A 15,093-nucleotide genomic window follows, 5' to 3' on the forward strand; every position below is an offset into this window, starting at 1 on the left:
TCGACAGCATGTACAAACTCGAAGTCCAAGACCTGCACAAGCGCTACGGCAGCCACGAAGTGCTCAAGGGCGTGTCACTGGCGGCCAAGGCCGGCGACGTCATCAGCATCATCGGCTCCAGCGGTTCGGGCAAGTCGACCTTCCTGCGCTGCATCAACCTGCTGGAGCAGCCGCACGCCGGCAAGATCCTGCTCAACAACGAAGAACTGAAGCTGGTCCCCGGCAAGGATGGTGCGTTGAAGGCCGCCGACCCGCGTCAATTGCAGCGCATGCGCTCGCGCCTGTCGATGGTGTTCCAGCACTTCAACTTGTGGTCGCACATGACTGCGCTTGAGAACATCATCGAAGCGCCAGTGCACGTGCTGGGCGTGAACAAAAAGGAAGCCCTGGAAAAGGCCGAGCACTACCTGGCCAAGGTGGGGGTTGCCCATCGCAAGGATGCCTTCCCCGGGCATATGTCGGGGGGTGAGCAACAACGTGTGGCAATTGCCCGGGCATTGGCCATGGAGCCGGAGGTCATGCTGTTCGATGAGCCGACCTCGGCGCTCGACCCTGAGCTGGTGGGTGATGTGCTGAAGGTGATGCAGGCGCTGGCCCAGGAAGGTCGGACCATGGTGGTGGTGACCCACGAAATGGGCTTTGCCCGCGAGGTGTCCAACCAGCTGGTGTTTCTGCACAAAGGCCTGGTGGAAGAAACCGGCTGCCCGCGTGAAGTGCTGGCCAATCCGCAGTCGGAGCGCCTGCAGCAGTTCCTCTCCGGCAGCCTGAAGTAAAAGCTGCATTTTTGCACCAGAATAGGGCATGCTGCGCGGCGAGCGCAGCCTGACCCGGCGCACAGACTCGAACGACCTCAGGTTTCGGACCGTACCCTATGACCACCCAGCGAATCGGTTTTCTCATCTGGCCCAGCACCAGGCCTTTGACCCTGGCGTTGGCCGAGGAAGTGTTGCTGGTGGCGCAGCGGGTGCATCCGGATGTGGTTTACGAGTTGGTCTTCCTGCAGGCCGAGCCTGCGCAGGAAGGCGCCTGGCGGATGCCGGGCGAGCCGTGGACCGGCCGCCTGGAGGGTTGCCACAAGCTCTTTCTGCTGGCCGACGAGCCGCCTGCGGCGATGGGGGCTGCCTTTTCAGCCGCGCTCAAGCAACTGGCGCGCAGTGGTTGCCTGATCGGTGGCCTGTCGGCCGGGGTCTATCCGCTGGCCATGCTGGGCCTGCTCGATGGGTACCGGGCAGCCGTGCACTGGCGCTGGCAGGATGACTTTGCCGAACGCTTCCCCAAGGTGATTGCCACCAGCCACCTGTTCGATTGGGATCGCGACCGACTGACCGCCTGCGGCGGTATGGCCGTGACCGACCTGCTGCTGGCGGTGCTGGCGCGCGATCACGGGGCGGAGCTGGCCGGGGCGGTGTCGGAAGAGCTGGTGGTAGAGCGCATCCGCGAGGGTGGCGAGCGCCAGCGTATTCCGCTGCAGAACCGCCTGGGCTCGAGTCACCCCAAGCTGACTCAGGCCGTTTTGCTGATGGAAGCCAACATCGAAGAGCCGCTGACCACCGACGAAATCGCCCAGCATGTGTGCGTGTCACGTCGGCAGTTGGAGCGTATCTTCAAGCAGTACCTGAACCGTGTACCCAGCCAGTACTACCTGGAGTTGCGGTTGAACAAGGCGCGGCAGATGCTGATGCAGACCAGCAAGTCGATCATCCAGATCGGGCTGTCCTGTGGCTTCTCCTCGGGGCCGCATTTTTCCAGTGCCTACCGTAACTTCTTTGGTGCAACGCCGCGAGAAGACCGGAACCAGCGTCGCAGCAGCAGCCCGTTTGAATTGAGCTCGGCGCCGGCTGAAAAGGGCTGAGATTCGGTTGGGTTCGGGGTGTATGCCTTGGGGTTGATGTTGGGGTGCAAATCGAGCGCCGCGCGGGCGGCGCTCGATCTCCCCGTCAACACACCAACATCGCCGTACATCCTGCCCCCTCAAAATTCTGTGTGAACACCCGTACATCCTGCCCCCTCACAAACCTGTGTGAACACCCGTTCACCCAGCCCCCTCTCTCCCGTACACTGCGCGATTGCGACAGTGTTTGTCGCATTGCCGAAAGCCTTGTCAAAACTGGGTTTTGCGCTGTAACAAGTTGTCGCTTGGCCGCAAGGACAGGCGCGGATCAGTCCTTACAATCCCCCCATCGCTCGCCACTTCCAGGCCAGCGTTCCTCTTCAGGAGACTCAGATGTCCGTTGAGCAAGCCCCGGTGCAACGTGCCGATTTCGACCAGGTGATGGTCCCCAACTATTCTCCGGCGGCCTTCATTCCTGTGCGAGGCGAGGGTTCCCGCGTCTGGGACCAGTCGGGTCGCGAGTTGATCGACTTTGCCGGCGGCATCGCGGTCAATGCCCTGGGCCACTGCCACCCGGCACTGGTCAAGGCCCTGACTGAACAGGCCAACACCCTCTGGCACGTCTCCAACGTGTTCACCAACGAGCCGGCCCTGCGCCTGGCCCACAAGCTGGTGGACGCCACCTTTGCCGACCGCGCGTTCTTCTGCAACTCCGGCGCCGAGTCCAACGAGGCCGCTTTCAAGCTGGCCCGTCGTGTGGCGCATGACCGCTTCGGTCCGCAAAAGCACGAAATCATCGCCACCGTGAACAGCTTCCACGGTCGCACCCTGTTTACCGTCAGCGTGGGTGGCCAGCCGAAGTACTCCGATGGCTTTGGCCCGAAGATCACCGGTATCAGCCATGTGCCGTACAACGACCTGGAAGCGTTGAAGGCACAGATTTCCGACAAGACCTGCGCCGTGGTGATCGAGCCGATCCAGGGCGAGAGCGGCGTGGTGCCGGCCGACAAGGCCTACCTGGAAGGCGCGCGCAAGCTGTGTGATGAGCACAATGCGCTGCTGATCTTCGACGAAGTGCAGACTGGCGTGGGCCGTACCGGCTCGCTGTATGCCTACCAGCACTACGGCGTGACCCCGGACATTCTGACCAGTGCCAAGAGCCTGGGCGGCGGCTTCCCGATTGGCGCCATGCTGACCACCACCGAGCTGGCCAAGCACCTGGCCGTTGGCACCCACGGCACCACCTATGGCGGCAACCCGCTGGGTTGCGCCGTGGCCTGCGCGGTGCTGGATGTGGTCAACACCCCGGAAACCCTGGCCGGTATCAAGGCAAAGCACGAGCGCTTCAAAACCCGCCTGGAGCAGATCGGCCAGAAGTACAACCTGTTCAGCCAGGTGCGTGGCGTCGGCTTGCTGCTGGGCTGTGTCTTGACCGAGGCCTGGCAAGGCAAGGCCAAGGACGTGCTCAATGCTGCCGAGAAAGAAGGCGTGATGGTGCTGCAGGCCGGCCCGGATGTCGTCCGCTTCGCGCCAAGCCTGGTGGTTGAAGACGCTGACATCGACGAAGGCCTGGACCGCTTCGAACGCGCTGTGGCCACACTGACCAAAGGCTGATTCGCCAGCGGTCCTTTCGCCGGCCCCGGCGCAGCCTCAGCCCGAGGCTGAGCCGGGTCGGCGATACCCGATTCCAGTGCAGGTGCCTGGGTGCCTGCCGTTTTTCCGTGCCGACGTGAATGGCCCGTATTCCAAAGGAGTGACACCATGCTGGTGATGCGCCCCGCGCAAATGGCTGATCTGAACGACGTGCAGCGCATGGCTGCAGACAGCCCCATTGGTGTCACCTCGCTGCCGGACGACACTGCTCGTCTGGGCGACAAGATTGCCGCCTCTGAGACATCCTTCGCCGCCGAGGTCAGCTTCAACGGTGAAGAGAGTTACTTTTTCGTGCTCGAAGACAGTGAAACAGGCAAGTTGGCCGGCTGCTCGGCCATTGTCGCTTCGGCCGGCTACTCCGAGCCGTTCTACAGTTTTCGTAACGAAACATTCGTGCACGCCTCACGCGAGCTGAAGATACACAACAAGATCCATGTGCTGTCGCTGTGCCACGATCTGACCGGCAACAGCCTGCTGACCAGTTTCTATGTGGCGCCGGAGCTGGTGAACAGTGGCTGGGCCGAGCTCAACTCGCGCGGCCGACTGCTGTTCATGGCTGCGCACCCGGAGCGCTTTGCCGATTCGGTGGTGACCGAGATCGTCGGCTTCAGCGACGAGCAGGGTGAATCGCCGTTCTGGGATGCCATCGGCCGCAACTTCTTCGACCTCAACTATGCCGACGCCGAGCGCCTGTGCGGCCTGAAGAGCCGTACCTTTCTCGCCGAGCTGATGCCCCACTACCCGATCTACGTGCCGTTGTTGCCAGACCTGGCGCAGGAAGCCATGGGCCAGGTACATCCGCGGGCGCAGATCACCTTCGACATACTCATGCGCGAAGGCTTCGAGACTGAGCACTACATCGACATCTTCGACGGCGGCCCGACCCTGCATGCGCGCACCTCTGGCATCCGCTCGATCGCCCAGAGCCGGGTGGTCCCGGTGAAGATCGAAGAGGCCCCGGCCAAAGGCGGTCGCCCGTACCTGGTGTGCAACGGCCTGCTGCAGGACTACCGCGCGGTGTTGCTGGACCTGGACTGGGTGCCTGGCAAGCCGGTCAGCCTGAGCGTGGCAGCAGCCGACGCGCTGGGCGTGGGCGAGGGCGCCAGCGTGCGCCTGGTCGCGGTTTGAGGTCTGGCAACAGACGTTTCGGGATTGATGCGTTAGCAGAGTTTCGCGCCGGCCGATGCCGCCGCACAAGGAGATAGCATGATCGTTCGTCCTGTACGCAGCAGCGATTTGCCTGCGTTGATCGAATTGGCACGCAGCACCGGCACCACCGGGCTGACCACGCTGCCGGCCAACGAAGAGCGCCTGGGGCATCGCGTTGGTTGGGCGGAAAAAAGCTTTCGTGGCGAAGCCGAGCGTGGCGACACCGATTACCTGTTCGTGCTGGAAAACGACGAAGGTCTGGTGGTGGGTATCAGTGCCATCGCCGGCGCCGTCGGCCTGCGTGAGCCTTGGTACAACTACCGGGTCGGCCTGACTGTCAGCGCCTCGCAGGAGCTGAAGATCTACCGCGAAATCCCGACGCTGTTCCTGGCCAACGACCTGACCGGCAACTCCGAGCTGTGCTCGCTGTTCCTGCGTAGCGACTACCGCTCGGGCCTCAATGGCCGCCTGCTGTCGCGTGCGCGCATGCTGTTCATTGCCGAGTTCCCCGAGCTGTTCGGCAAGAAGATCATTGCCGAAATGCGCGGCATGTCTGACGAGCAGGGCCGTTCGCCGTTCTGGGAAAGCCTGGGCCGGCATTTTTTCAAGATGGAGTTCAGCCAGGCCGATTACCTCACCGGCGTGGGCAACAAGTCGTTCATCGCCGAACTGATGCCCAAGTTCCCGCTGTACACCTGCTTCCTGTCCGAAGCGGCGCGCAGTGTGATCGGCCGTGTGCACAAAGACACCGAGCCGGCGCTGGCCATGCTCAAGCAGGAAGGCTTCAACTACCAGGGCTACGTCGACATCTTCGATGCCGGCCCGGCCATCGAGTGTGACACTGCCAAGATCCGCGCCGTGCGCGAGAGCCAGACCCTGGTGCTGGCGGTAGGTACGCCAGGCGATGACGCGACCCCTTTCATCATCCACAACCGCAAGCGCGACGATTGCCGCATCACTGCTGCACCTGCACGGTTGGCCGCCGGCACCCTGGTGGTCGACCCGTTGACCGCCAAGCGCCTGCGCATGGGCGTCGGTGACAATGTCCGCGCGGTGCCGCTGTCGGCCAGCCGGGAGGCCCAGTAAATGACCACGCATTACATCGCAGGCAATTGGCAGGCCGGCCAGGGCGAAACCCTGCAGTCGCTCAACCCGGTGACCCAGGCCGTGATCTGGCAAGGGCAGGGCGCTGACGCCAGCCAGGTCGACGCTGCCGTGCAGGCCGCGCGGCAGGCCTTTCCGGCCTGGGCGCAGTTGAGCCTGGAGGCACGTATCGATGTGCTGGAGAAGTTTGCCGCGCAGCTGAAAGTGCATGCCGAAGCCATGGCCCAGTGCATTGGCGAGGAAACCGGGAAGCCGCTGTGGGAATCTGCGACTGAAGTCACCAGCATGATCAACAAGGTGGCGATTTCAGTACAGAGCTACCGCGAGCGCACCGGCGAAAAGAGTGGTCCGCTGGCCGATGCCACGGCTGTTCTGCGGCACAAGCCTCACGGCGTCGTGGCGGTGTTCGGCCCTTACAATTTCCCCGGGCACCTGCCCAATGGCCATATCGTGCCGGCGCTGCTGGCAGGCAACTGCGTGGTGTTCAAGCCCAGCGAGCTCACCCCCAAGGTCGCTGAGCTTACCGTCAACTGCTGGATTGCTGCCGGCCTGCCGGCGGGTGTGCTGAACCTGGTGCAGGGCGCACGTGAAACCGGTGTGGCGCTGGCCGCCAACCCAGGTATCGATGGCCTGTTCTTCACCGGCTCAAGCCGCACCGGCAACCTGCTGCATCAACAGTTCGCAGGCCGCCCAGACAAGATTCTGGCCCTGGAAATGGGGGGTAACAACCCGCTGGTGGTGGACGAGGTCAAGGACCTCAATGCGGCGGTGTATACCATTGTCCAGTCGGCGTTCATTTCCGCCGGCCAGCGTTGCACCTGCGCGCGGCGCCTGCTGGTGCCGCAAGGCGCCTGGGGCGATGCGCTGATCGCGCGCCTGGTCGAAGTGTGCAAAACCATCACGGTGGGGGCGTTCGATGAACAGCCCGCGCCTTTCATGGGGTCGGTGATTTCGCTGCAGGCGGCTCGGGCGCTGCTTGCCGCCCAGGTTGAACTGGCCGCCAAAGGTGGCGTGAAACTGCTGGAAATGACTCAGCCGCAGGCCGATGCTGCACTGCTGACCCCGGGCATTGTCGATGTCACTGCCGTGGCTGACCGCCCGGACGAAGAGTTTTTCGGCCCGCTGTTGCAGGTGATCCGCTACGCCGACTTCGATGCTGCCATCGATGAAGCCAATAACACCCAGTATGGCCTGGCCGCCGGCTTATTGTCTGATTCGCGAGCCCGCTACCAGTACTTCTGGTTGCGCAGTCGCGCTGGCATCGTCAACTGGAACAAACAGCTGACGGGGGCTGCCAGCAGCGCGCCGTTCGGTGGTGTGGGTGCCAGTGGCAACCATCGCGCCAGCGCCTATTACGCGGCCGACTACTGCGCTTACCCCGTGGCTTCGCTGGAGACCGCCAGCCTTGCCTTGCCGGCGACCCTGACGCCGGGCGTCACCCTATAACAACAGGTCACGGAGCCTAGCCGATGAAATCCTATGAAGTGAATTTTGATGGCCTGGTGGGGCCTACCCACAACTATGGCGGCCTGTCTTACGGTAACGTGGCTTCGCAGAGCAACAGCCAGCAGGCGTCCAACCCGCGTGAGGCCGCGCGCCAGGGCCTGGCGAAGATGAAAGCGCTGGCCGACATGGGCTTCAAGCAGGGTGTTCTGGCGCCACAAGAGCGCCCGGACGTGGCGGCGCTGCGCCGCCTGGGGTTCAGTGGTAGCGATGCCGACGTTATCCAGCGCGCCGCCCGCGAGGCCATGCCGTTGCTGGTGGCCAGTTGCTCGGCCTCGAGCATGTGGGTGGCCAACGCCGCGACAGTCAGCCCGAGTGCCGACACTGCTGATGGTCGCGTGCACTTCACTGCCGCCAACCTCAACTGCAAATATCACCGCAGCATCGAACACCCGACCACCAGCCGCGTGCTGGGTGCCATGTTCAACAACGAGAAACACTTTGCCCACCACGCTGCGCTGCCTGCCGTGGCACAGTTCGGTGACGAGGGCGCGGCCAACCACACACGCTTCTGCCGCGCCTATGGCGAGGCTGGCGTGGAGTTTTTTGTCTACGGCCGCAGTGCCTTCGACAGCCGTTACCCCGCGCCACAGAAGTACCCGGCCCGACAAACCCTGGAGGCCTCGCAAGCTGTGGCCCGGCTGCACGGCCTGAGCGATGACGGTGTGGTCTACGCTCAACAGAACCCGGCGGTGATCGATCAGGGTGTGTTCCACAATGATGTGATTTCGGTCGGTAACGGCGAGGTGCTGTTCTACCACGAGGACGCGTTTCTCGAGACCGACGCGGTACTTGGGCAACTGCGAGCTAAACTGGCCAGCAAGGGTGGCAACTTCCAGGCCATCTGCGTGCCCAGGGCCGCGGTGGCGGTGGAGGACGCGGTGCGTTCCTACCTGTTCAACAGCCAGCTGCTCAGCCGCGACGATGGTTCCATGCTGCTGGTCGTGCCGGAAGAGTGCCGCAACAACGAGCGGGTCTGGGCCTATCTGGGCCAGATGACCAGCCAGGGAGGCCCGGTGAAGGAGGTCAAGGTATTCGACCTCAAGCAAAGCATGCAAAACGGCGGCGGCCCGGCCTGCCTGCGTTTGCGCGTGGCTTTGAAAGAAGCGGAACTGGCAGCCGTCAACCAAGGCGTTATCATGACGGCCCCGCTGTATGACACGCTGCTGCAGTGGGTCGACAGGCACTACCGCGATCGCCTTGGCGAAGCAGACCTGGCTGACCCGCAACTGCTGGTGGAATGCCGTACGGCACTGGACGAATTGACCCAGATCCTGAAGTTGGGCTCGGTGTATCCGTTCCAACGCCAACCTTGAAGAGAGACTCTGTAATGACCGACGCCTTGCGCCTGATCCTCGAAGATGAAGACGGCACCCAGCTGGAAACTTCCTGCACCCGCTTTGCTGTGGTCTGGCAAGGCAAGGAAGTGTGGATTCAGCAGGATGGCCGTGGCCAGTTGCTGATCGGCGTGGATGTCGAGGAAGACGACACCGAGTATGCCAACTTGCTGCTGCGCCCGATGGCCACCAATCTGGTCAGCCTGCAGCTGGAAATGGAACCGGCAGAACTTGGCGAAGACGACGATCACGTTCATGGCCCTGACTGCGGTCACCACCACTAAGGAAGCACCTATGCTCGCCCTTGGCAAATTGCTTGAGCTGACCCTCACCGCTCACGAACCGGCTGAGAAGACCCAAGTGACACCCGGGGGCGCGCGTTTGCGATGGCTGGGGGAGGGCGCGCTCGAAGTGCGTCCGGCCGAAAGCGAAGATTGCGGGCTGGACTTGCTGTTGTCCGCCGGCATTCATGGCAACGAAACAGCGCCGATCGAATTGCTCGAACGGCTGCTGCACGGCGTGGCCAACGGCAAGATCAAACCCAGGGCACGGGTGCTGTTCCTGTTCGGCAACCCGGCGGCGATCCGCAAGGGCGAGCGCTTTATCGAACAGGACATCAACCGCTTGTTCAATGGTCGCCATGAGCTGTCCAGCGGGTTCGAAGCACTGCGTGCTGCCGAGCTTGAACAGTTCGCCCGGGTGTTCTTCAGCAAGCCGGGGCGCAACCGCCTGCATTACGACCTGCATACTGCCATCCGCGGTTCGAAGATCGAGCAATTCGCCTTGTACCCTTATAAAGAGGGGCGCAAGCACTCCCGTCGTGAGCTGGCGCGCCTGGCGGCGGCAGGTATGGAAGCGGTGCTGCTGCAAAGCAAGTCGTCCATCACCTTCAGTGCTTTCACCTACGAACAGCTTGAGGCTGAAGCTTTCACCCTGGAGTTGGGCAAGGCCCGCCCGTTCGGCCAGAACGAGCAGGTGAACCTCGACAAGCTCGAAGAGCGGCTGATCCGCATCATTGAGGCTACCGAGCCCGAAAACGAAAGCTCGCTGGATGGCCTGCAGCTGTTCAGTGTTTCCCGCGAAATCATCAAGCACAGCGACAGCTTCCACCTGCACCTGCCGGCGGACATCGAAAACTTCTCCGAGCTGAGCAAGGGTTACCTGCTGGCTGAAGACCTGGCCGAGATGCGCTGGGTAGTCGAGGAGGAGGGCGCGCGCATCATCTTCCCCAACCCCAAGGTCAAGAACGGCTTGCGCGCCGGCATTCTGATCGTGCCGGATTCGGGGCAGCGACTGGGGTGAGAGCGGTGTCGCCTGTTTCGCGGGTGAACCCGCTCCTACGGGCACGGCGCCACATTAAGGCCTTGCACATACCTTGTAGGAGCGGGTTTACCCGCGAACCAGGCGACACAGTTTCGGATCCTATCCATGATGAAAACCTTTTAATTCACCGCCTGTTCCCTTTTCCCCTCCCTTAAGCGGTAATTGGCTTGCCAGTGGCGAAACACAGGATTTAGCATCCGGTCATGTCGTTTTCGTTTGCATAGCCCGAAAAACCGTCCAAACGATGGCTTCTATCGTATAAACACACTGCATCAAGACTGCAGGACCGATATAATGCGGCCCTTTGCCGTCGTTTCGTCGACGCGTTTGCCCAACAGGGCCGCCGTTTCCGTGGAAGAACCTATGAAAAGCGCAGAAATCCGTGAAGCCTTCCTTCGCTTCTTCGAAGAGCAGGGACATACCCGAGTCGCCTCCAGTTCGCTGATCCCGAACAACGACCCGACCCTGCTGTTCACCAACGCAGGCATGAACCAGTTCAAGGACTGCTTCCTCGGTGCGGAGAAGCGCGCCTACACGCGTGCTGTCAGCAGCCAGAAGTGCGTGCGTGCCGGTGGCAAGCACAACGACCTGGAAAACGTCGGTTACACCGCGCGTCACCACACCTTCTTCGAAATGCTGGGCAACTTCAGCTTCGGCGACTATTTCAAGCGCGATGCCATTACCTTCGCCTGGACCTTCCTGACGTCTGAGCAGTGGCTGAACCTGCCCAAGGAAAAGCTCTGGGTCACCGTCTACGCCACCGACGACGAAGCCTACGACATCTGGACCAAGGAAGTCGGCGTGCCGGCCGAGCGCATGGTGCGCATCGGCGATAACAAGGGCGCCCCGTACGCCTCCGACAACTTCTGGACCATGGGCGATACCGGCCCGTGCGGCCCGTGCACCGAGATTTTCTACGATCACGGCCCGGATATCTGGGGTGGCCCACCTGGTTCGCCAGAAGAAGACGGTGACCGCTACATCGAGATCTGGAACAACGTCTTCATGCAGTTCAACCGCACAGCCGACGGTGTGTTGCACCCGCTGCCAGCGCCGTCGGTGGACACCGGCATGGGCCTGGAGCGCGTCAGCGCCGTGCTGCAGCACGTGCATTCGAACTACGAGATCGACCTGTTCCAGAACCTGCTGGCTGCCGCAGCCAAGGCCATCGGTTGCAGCAATGACGGCCAGGCCTCGCTGAAAGTGGTCGCCGACCACATCCGTTCGTGCGGCTTCCTGATTGCCGACGGCGTGCTGCCGTCCAACGAGGGCCGTGGCTACGTGCTGCGCCGCATCATTCGCCGCGCTTGCCGTCACGGCAACAAGCTGGGTGCCAAGGGCAGCTTCTTCTACCAGATCGTTGCCGCACTGGCCGCTGAAATGGGCGAAGCCTTCCCGGAGTTGAAGAGCCAGCAAGCGCACATCGAGCGCGTGCTCAAGGCCGAAGAAGAGCAGTTCGCCAAGACCCTGGAGCAGGGCCTGCGCATCCTCGAGCAAGACCTGGCCCAGCTGAAAGGCGACGTGGTACCGGGCGACGTGGTGTTCAAGCTGTACGACACCTATGGCTTCCCGATGGACCTGACTGCCGACATCGCCCGTGAGCGTGAGCTGACTATCGACGAAGCCGGCTTTGAGCGTGAAATGGACGCCCAGCGTGAGCGTGCCCGTTCCGCCAGCGCCTTCGGCATGGATTACAACAGCCTGGTCAAGGTCGACAGCGCCACCGAGTTCCTCGGTTACGACACCACCGAGGGCCAGGGCAAGATCATCGCCCTCTACAAGGATGGCCAATCCGTTGACCAGCTGGGTGAAGGCGAGCAGGGCGTTGTGGTGCTCGACCGCACGCCGTTCTACGCCGAGTCCGGTGGCCAGGTTGGTGACAGCGGCTTCCTGCAGGCAGGTGCTGCACGCTTCGACGTGCGTGATACCACCAAGACCGGCGGCGCCTTCCTGCACCACGGCGTGGTGGCCAGCGGTGCGCTGCTGATCGGTTCGCCCGTCGAGGCCAAGGTCGATGCCGACGTACAGCACGCCACCTCGTTGAATCACTCCGCCACCCACCTGCTGCACGAAGCATTGCGCCAGGTACTGGGCGAGCATGTACAGCAGAAGGGCTCGCTGGTCGACAGCCAGCGCCTGCGTTTCGACTTCAGCCACTTCGAAGCGGTGAAGCCGGAGCAGATCAAGCAGCTGGAAGACATCGTCAACCGCGAGATTCGCAAGAACACCCCGGTTGAAACCGAACTGACCGACATCGAAACTGCCAAGGCCAAAGGCGCAATGGCGCTGTTCGGCGAGAAATACGGCGACACCGTGCGTGTGCTGAGCATGGGCGGTGATTTTTCGGTGGAATTGTGCGGCGGTATCCACGCCAAGCGCACCGGTGACATCAGCCTGTTCAAGATCATCAGCGAAGGCGGCGTAGCCTCTGGCGTGCGCCGTATCGAAGCCGTAACCGGTGCCGCTGCGCTGGCTTACCTGAACGCTGCCGAAGAGCAGGTCAAGGAAGCCGCACAACTGGTCAAGGGTAACCGCGACAACCTGATCGACAAGCTGTCGGCTGTGCTCGAGCGCAACCGCCAGCTGGAGAAGCAGCTGGAACAGCTGCAGGCCAAGGCCGCCAGCGCCGCCGGGGACGATCTCTCCAACGCGGCCGTTGAGGTCAAGGGTGCCAAGGTCCTCGCCGCCCGCCTGGATGGGCAGGATGGCAAGGCCCTGCTGGCCCTGGTCGATCAGCTGAAGAACAAGCTCGGCCACGCAGTGATCCTGCTGGGCAGCGAGCATGAGGGCAAGGTTGTGCTGGTGGCCGGCGTGACCAAGGACCTCTCCAGCCAACTCAAGGCTGGCGATCTGATGAAACAAGCCGCTGCGGCGGTGGGTGGCAAGGGCGGCGGCCGTCCGGACATGGCCCAGGGTGGTGGCGTCGACGTCGCTGCCCTGGACCAGGCCCTGGCGCTGGCCGTGCCATTCGCAGAGCAGGGACTTTGAGATGAGGGGGTGGAGGGTCTAGTGGCCACACAGGCCACTCCCGTCCACCCCTTCATGTTGGATTGTTTTTTGGGGCCCTGTATGGGCTGAGGCACCATTGAAATGGCGTTGATCGTACAGAAATTTGGCGGCACCTCTGTCGGTTCCATCGAGCGGATCGAGCAGGTAGCCGAAAAGGTCAAGAAACACCGTGAAGCGGGCGACGACCTGGTGGTTGTGCTGTCGGCCATGAGCGGTGAAACCAATCGCCTGATCGACTTGGCCAAGCAGATCACCGATCAGCCGGTTCCTCGTGAACTGGACGTGATCGTGTCGACGGGTGAGCAGGTCACCATTGCCCTGCTGACCATGGCCTTGATCAAGCGTGGTGTGCCAGCGGTGTCCTACACCGGCAACCAGGTGCGTATTCTCACCGACAGCTCGCACAACAAGGCGCGCATTCTGCAAATCGACGACCAGAAGATTCGTGCCGACCTCAAGGAAGGTCGCGTCGTCGTGGTTGCAGGCTTCCAGGGTGTCGACGAGCACGGCAGCATCACTACCCTGGGTCGTGGTGGCTCTGATACCACCGGCGTGGCCCTGGCGGCGGCGCTGAAGGCTGATGAGTGCCAGATCTACACTGATGTTGATGGCGTCTACACCACCGACCCGCGCGTCGTGCCACAGGCTCGTCGCCTGGAGAAGATCACCTTCGAAGAGATGCTGGAAATGGCCAGCCTTGGTTCCAAGGTGCTGCAGATCCGTTCGGTGGAGTTCGCCGGCAAGTACAACGTTCCGCTGCGCGTGCTGCACAGCTTCAAGGAGGGTCCGGGTACCCTCATTACCATTGATGAAGAGGAATCCATGGAACAGCCGATCATTTCCGGTATCGCCTTCAACCGTGATGAAGCAAAGCTGACCATTCGCGGCGTGCCGGATACCCCGGGCGTGGCCTTCAAGATCCTCGGCCCGATCAGCGCTTCGAACATCGAAGTCGACATGATCGTGCAGAACGTTGCTCACGATAACACCACCGACTTCACCTTCACCGTGCACCGCAATGAGTACGAGAAGGCGCAGAGCGTGCTGGAAAACACTGCGCGCGAAATCGGTGCCCGTGAAGTGATCGGCGACACCAAGATCGCCAAGGTCTCGATCGTCGGCGTCGGCATGCGTTCGCACGCCGGGGTTGCCAGCTGCATGTTCGAAGCCCTGGCCAAGGAGAGCATCAACATCCAGATGATCTCCACTTCCGAGATCAAGGTTTCGGTGGTGCTCGAAGAGAAGTACCTGGAGCTGGCCGTGCGCGCGCTGCATACCGCGTTCGATCTGGATGCTCCTGCCCGACAGGGCGAGTAAGGCGCTGCCTGGAAGGGCGCGGCTTGCCGCGCCCTTCGCGTTTCTGCTCGCCGCGCAGGCCCTGTCCTGCCCTGTGCGGCGAGTAACCGGGGCCATGGTCGTCGTCCGCGACCCGGCCCGATATCCAAGACTGTTACCCCTGAATGTTTTGCGTAAGGAGAAAGCTATGTTGATTCTGACTCGTCGGTGCGCCGAGAGCCTGATCATTGGAGACGGCGAGATCACCGTGACGGTGCTTGGCGTCAAAGGCAACCAGGTGCGTATTGGCGTGAGCGCCCCGAAAGAAGTGGCAGTTCACCGCGAGGAAATCTACCTGCGGATCAAGAAGGAGAAGGATGAAGAGCCAAGCCTTTAATTTTTTTGAAGTTTTTTTCAAAAAAAGGGTTGCAAAGGTGAAAGAGGTTCTTTAATATTCGCCTCGTGTTGCGGTGAGGTGGCCGAGTGGCCGAAGGCGCTCCCCTGCTAAGGGAGTATACCTCATAAGGGTATCGGGGGTTCGAATCCCCCCTTCACCGCCATTATTTGCGTAGGGCGCTGTAAACGGTAGGAACGCTAAGTAGTTGTTTTATAACGAAAAGCTTCTTGCAAAAATGTTTCAGCGACCTATAATGCGCGGCAAGACACGGACTCATAGCTCAGCTGGATAGAGTACTCGGCTACGAACCGAGCGGTCGCAGGTTCGAATCCTGCTGAGTCCGCCACTTTTGAAGTGGCTTTGTTTGCAAGGCTGCTTCAATCAACCAGCGGTATCTGGTCTAAAACTGCCAATCGCGGACTCATAGCTCAGCTGGATAGAGTACTCGGCTACGAACCGAGCGGTCGCAGGTTCGAATCCTGCTGAGTCCGCCACTTTCTTGAAGTGGTTCT

Annotated in this window: 12 protein-coding genes and 3 tRNA genes; all 15 read left to right on the forward strand. The window is 61.8% G+C overall.

From position 1 onward, the window contains the following. Nucleotides 1–8: 8 nt before the first annotated feature. The 15 genes from I8746_RS24305 to I8746_RS24375 all read left to right on the forward strand — a co-directional run bounded on the left by I8746_RS24305 (nt 9) and on the right by I8746_RS24375 (nt 15,075). A complete protein-coding gene (locus I8746_RS24305) occupies nt 9–773 on the forward strand; it encodes an ABC transporter ATP-binding protein (RefSeq protein WP_010955179.1) in 765 nt (254 codons plus the stop codon). Nucleotides 774–871: 98 nt separating this feature from the next. Next, on the forward strand, nt 872–1,852 hold the full coding sequence (argR, locus tag I8746_RS24310; protein ID WP_014755746.1) for a transcriptional regulator ArgR: 981 nt from the start codon (nt 872–874) through the stop codon (nt 1,850–1,852). A 372-nt stretch (nt 1,853–2,224) separates the two neighbouring features. Then, nucleotides 2,225–3,445 carry an aspartate aminotransferase family protein gene (locus I8746_RS24315; RefSeq protein ID WP_221101123.1) on the forward strand — a complete coding sequence of 407 codons (1,221 nt, stop codon included), beginning with the start codon at nt 2,225–2,227 and terminating at the stop codon, nt 3,443–3,445. 147 nt (nt 3,446–3,592) lie between these two features. Continuing rightward, nucleotides 3,593–4,612, forward strand: a complete 1,020-nt coding sequence (gene aruF, locus I8746_RS24320; protein WP_012051578.1) for an arginine/ornithine succinyltransferase subunit alpha — start codon at nt 3,593–3,595, stop codon at nt 4,610–4,612. A 78-nt stretch (nt 4,613–4,690) separates the two neighbouring features. Then, nucleotides 4,691–5,719, forward strand: a complete 1,029-nt coding sequence (gene astA, locus I8746_RS24325) for an arginine N-succinyltransferase (RefSeq protein WP_003254513.1) — start codon at nt 4,691–4,693, stop codon at nt 5,717–5,719. After that, nucleotides 5,720–7,183, forward strand: a complete 1,464-nt coding sequence (gene astD / locus I8746_RS24330) for a succinylglutamate-semialdehyde dehydrogenase (protein ID WP_014755749.1) — start codon at nt 5,720–5,722, stop codon at nt 7,181–7,183. Between the two features lie 23 nt (nt 7,184–7,206). Next, the gene (gene astB, locus I8746_RS24335; protein WP_014755750.1) at nt 7,207–8,556 is read left to right on the forward strand and encodes an N-succinylarginine dihydrolase; all 1,350 of its coding nucleotides are present in this window, start codon (nt 7,207–7,209) and stop codon (nt 8,554–8,556) included. 14 nt (nt 8,557–8,570) lie between these two features. Continuing rightward, nucleotides 8,571–8,861 (forward strand): topoisomerase II, encoded by a 291-nt coding sequence (locus I8746_RS24340; protein ID WP_003254508.1) that lies wholly within the window; start codon nt 8,571–8,573, stop codon nt 8,859–8,861. 10 nt (nt 8,862–8,871) lie between these two features. Next, complete coding sequence (astE, locus tag I8746_RS24345; protein ID WP_012051581.1) at nt 8,872–9,879, forward strand: succinylglutamate desuccinylase; 1,008 nt, start codon at nt 8,872–8,874, stop codon at nt 9,877–9,879. Nucleotides 9,880–10,263: 384 nt separating this feature from the next. Continuing rightward, nucleotides 10,264–12,888, forward strand: coding sequence for an alanine--tRNA ligase (gene alaS, locus I8746_RS24350; protein WP_029611822.1), 2,625 nt, complete (start codon nt 10,264–10,266; stop codon nt 12,886–12,888). Nucleotides 12,889–12,990: 102 nt separating this feature from the next. Continuing rightward, on the forward strand, nt 12,991–14,226 hold the full coding sequence (locus I8746_RS24355; protein ID WP_003254504.1) for an aspartate kinase: 1,236 nt from the start codon (nt 12,991–12,993) through the stop codon (nt 14,224–14,226). A 166-nt stretch (nt 14,227–14,392) separates the two neighbouring features. Further along, nucleotides 14,393–14,581 (forward strand): carbon storage regulator CsrA, encoded by a 189-nt coding sequence (csrA, locus tag I8746_RS24360; RefSeq protein ID WP_003254503.1) that lies wholly within the window; start codon nt 14,393–14,395, stop codon nt 14,579–14,581. A gap of 72 nt (nt 14,582–14,653) precedes the next feature. Continuing rightward, a tRNA-Ser gene (locus I8746_RS24365) sits at nt 14,654–14,744 on the forward strand. Between the two features lie 106 nt (nt 14,745–14,850). Beyond that, nucleotides 14,851–14,927 (forward strand) — tRNA-Arg (locus I8746_RS24370). 71 nt (nt 14,928–14,998) lie between these two features. Beyond that, nucleotides 14,999–15,075: transfer RNA gene (locus I8746_RS24375), tRNA-Arg, on the forward strand. Nucleotides 15,076–15,093 lie beyond the last annotated feature (18 nt).

This window comes from Pseudomonas sp. USTB-Z (assembly GCF_019691255.1).
In the GTDB taxonomy this organism is placed as follows: domain Bacteria; phylum Pseudomonadota; class Gammaproteobacteria; order Pseudomonadales; family Pseudomonadaceae; genus Aquipseudomonas; species Aquipseudomonas alloputida.

Coding starts and splice junctions, on each gene's coding strand:
- argR (WP_014755746.1), top strand. CDS start 872: ATGACCACCCAGCGAATCGGTTTTCTCATCTGGCCCAGCACCAGGCCT.
- I8746_RS24340 (WP_003254508.1), top strand. CDS start 8,571: ATGACCGACGCCTTGCGCCTGATCCTCGAAGATGAAGACGGCACCCAG.
- astA (WP_003254513.1), top strand. CDS start 4,691: ATGATCGTTCGTCCTGTACGCAGCAGCGATTTGCCTGCGTTGATCGAA.
- I8746_RS24305 (WP_010955179.1), top strand. CDS start 9: ATGTACAAACTCGAAGTCCAAGACCTGCACAAGCGCTACGGCAGCCAC.
- aruF (WP_012051578.1), top strand. CDS start 3,593: ATGCTGGTGATGCGCCCCGCGCAAATGGCTGATCTGAACGACGTGCAG.
- astB (WP_014755750.1), top strand. CDS start 7,207: ATGAAATCCTATGAAGTGAATTTTGATGGCCTGGTGGGGCCTACCCAC.
- astE (WP_012051581.1), top strand. CDS start 8,872: ATGCTCGCCCTTGGCAAATTGCTTGAGCTGACCCTCACCGCTCACGAA.
- alaS (WP_029611822.1), top strand. CDS start 10,264: ATGAAAAGCGCAGAAATCCGTGAAGCCTTCCTTCGCTTCTTCGAAGAG.
- I8746_RS24355 (WP_003254504.1), top strand. CDS start 12,991: ATGGCGTTGATCGTACAGAAATTTGGCGGCACCTCTGTCGGTTCCATC.
- astD (WP_014755749.1), top strand. CDS start 5,720: ATGACCACGCATTACATCGCAGGCAATTGGCAGGCCGGCCAGGGCGAA.
- I8746_RS24315 (WP_221101123.1), top strand. CDS start 2,225: ATGTCCGTTGAGCAAGCCCCGGTGCAACGTGCCGATTTCGACCAGGTG.
- csrA (WP_003254503.1), top strand. CDS start 14,393: ATGTTGATTCTGACTCGTCGGTGCGCCGAGAGCCTGATCATTGGAGAC.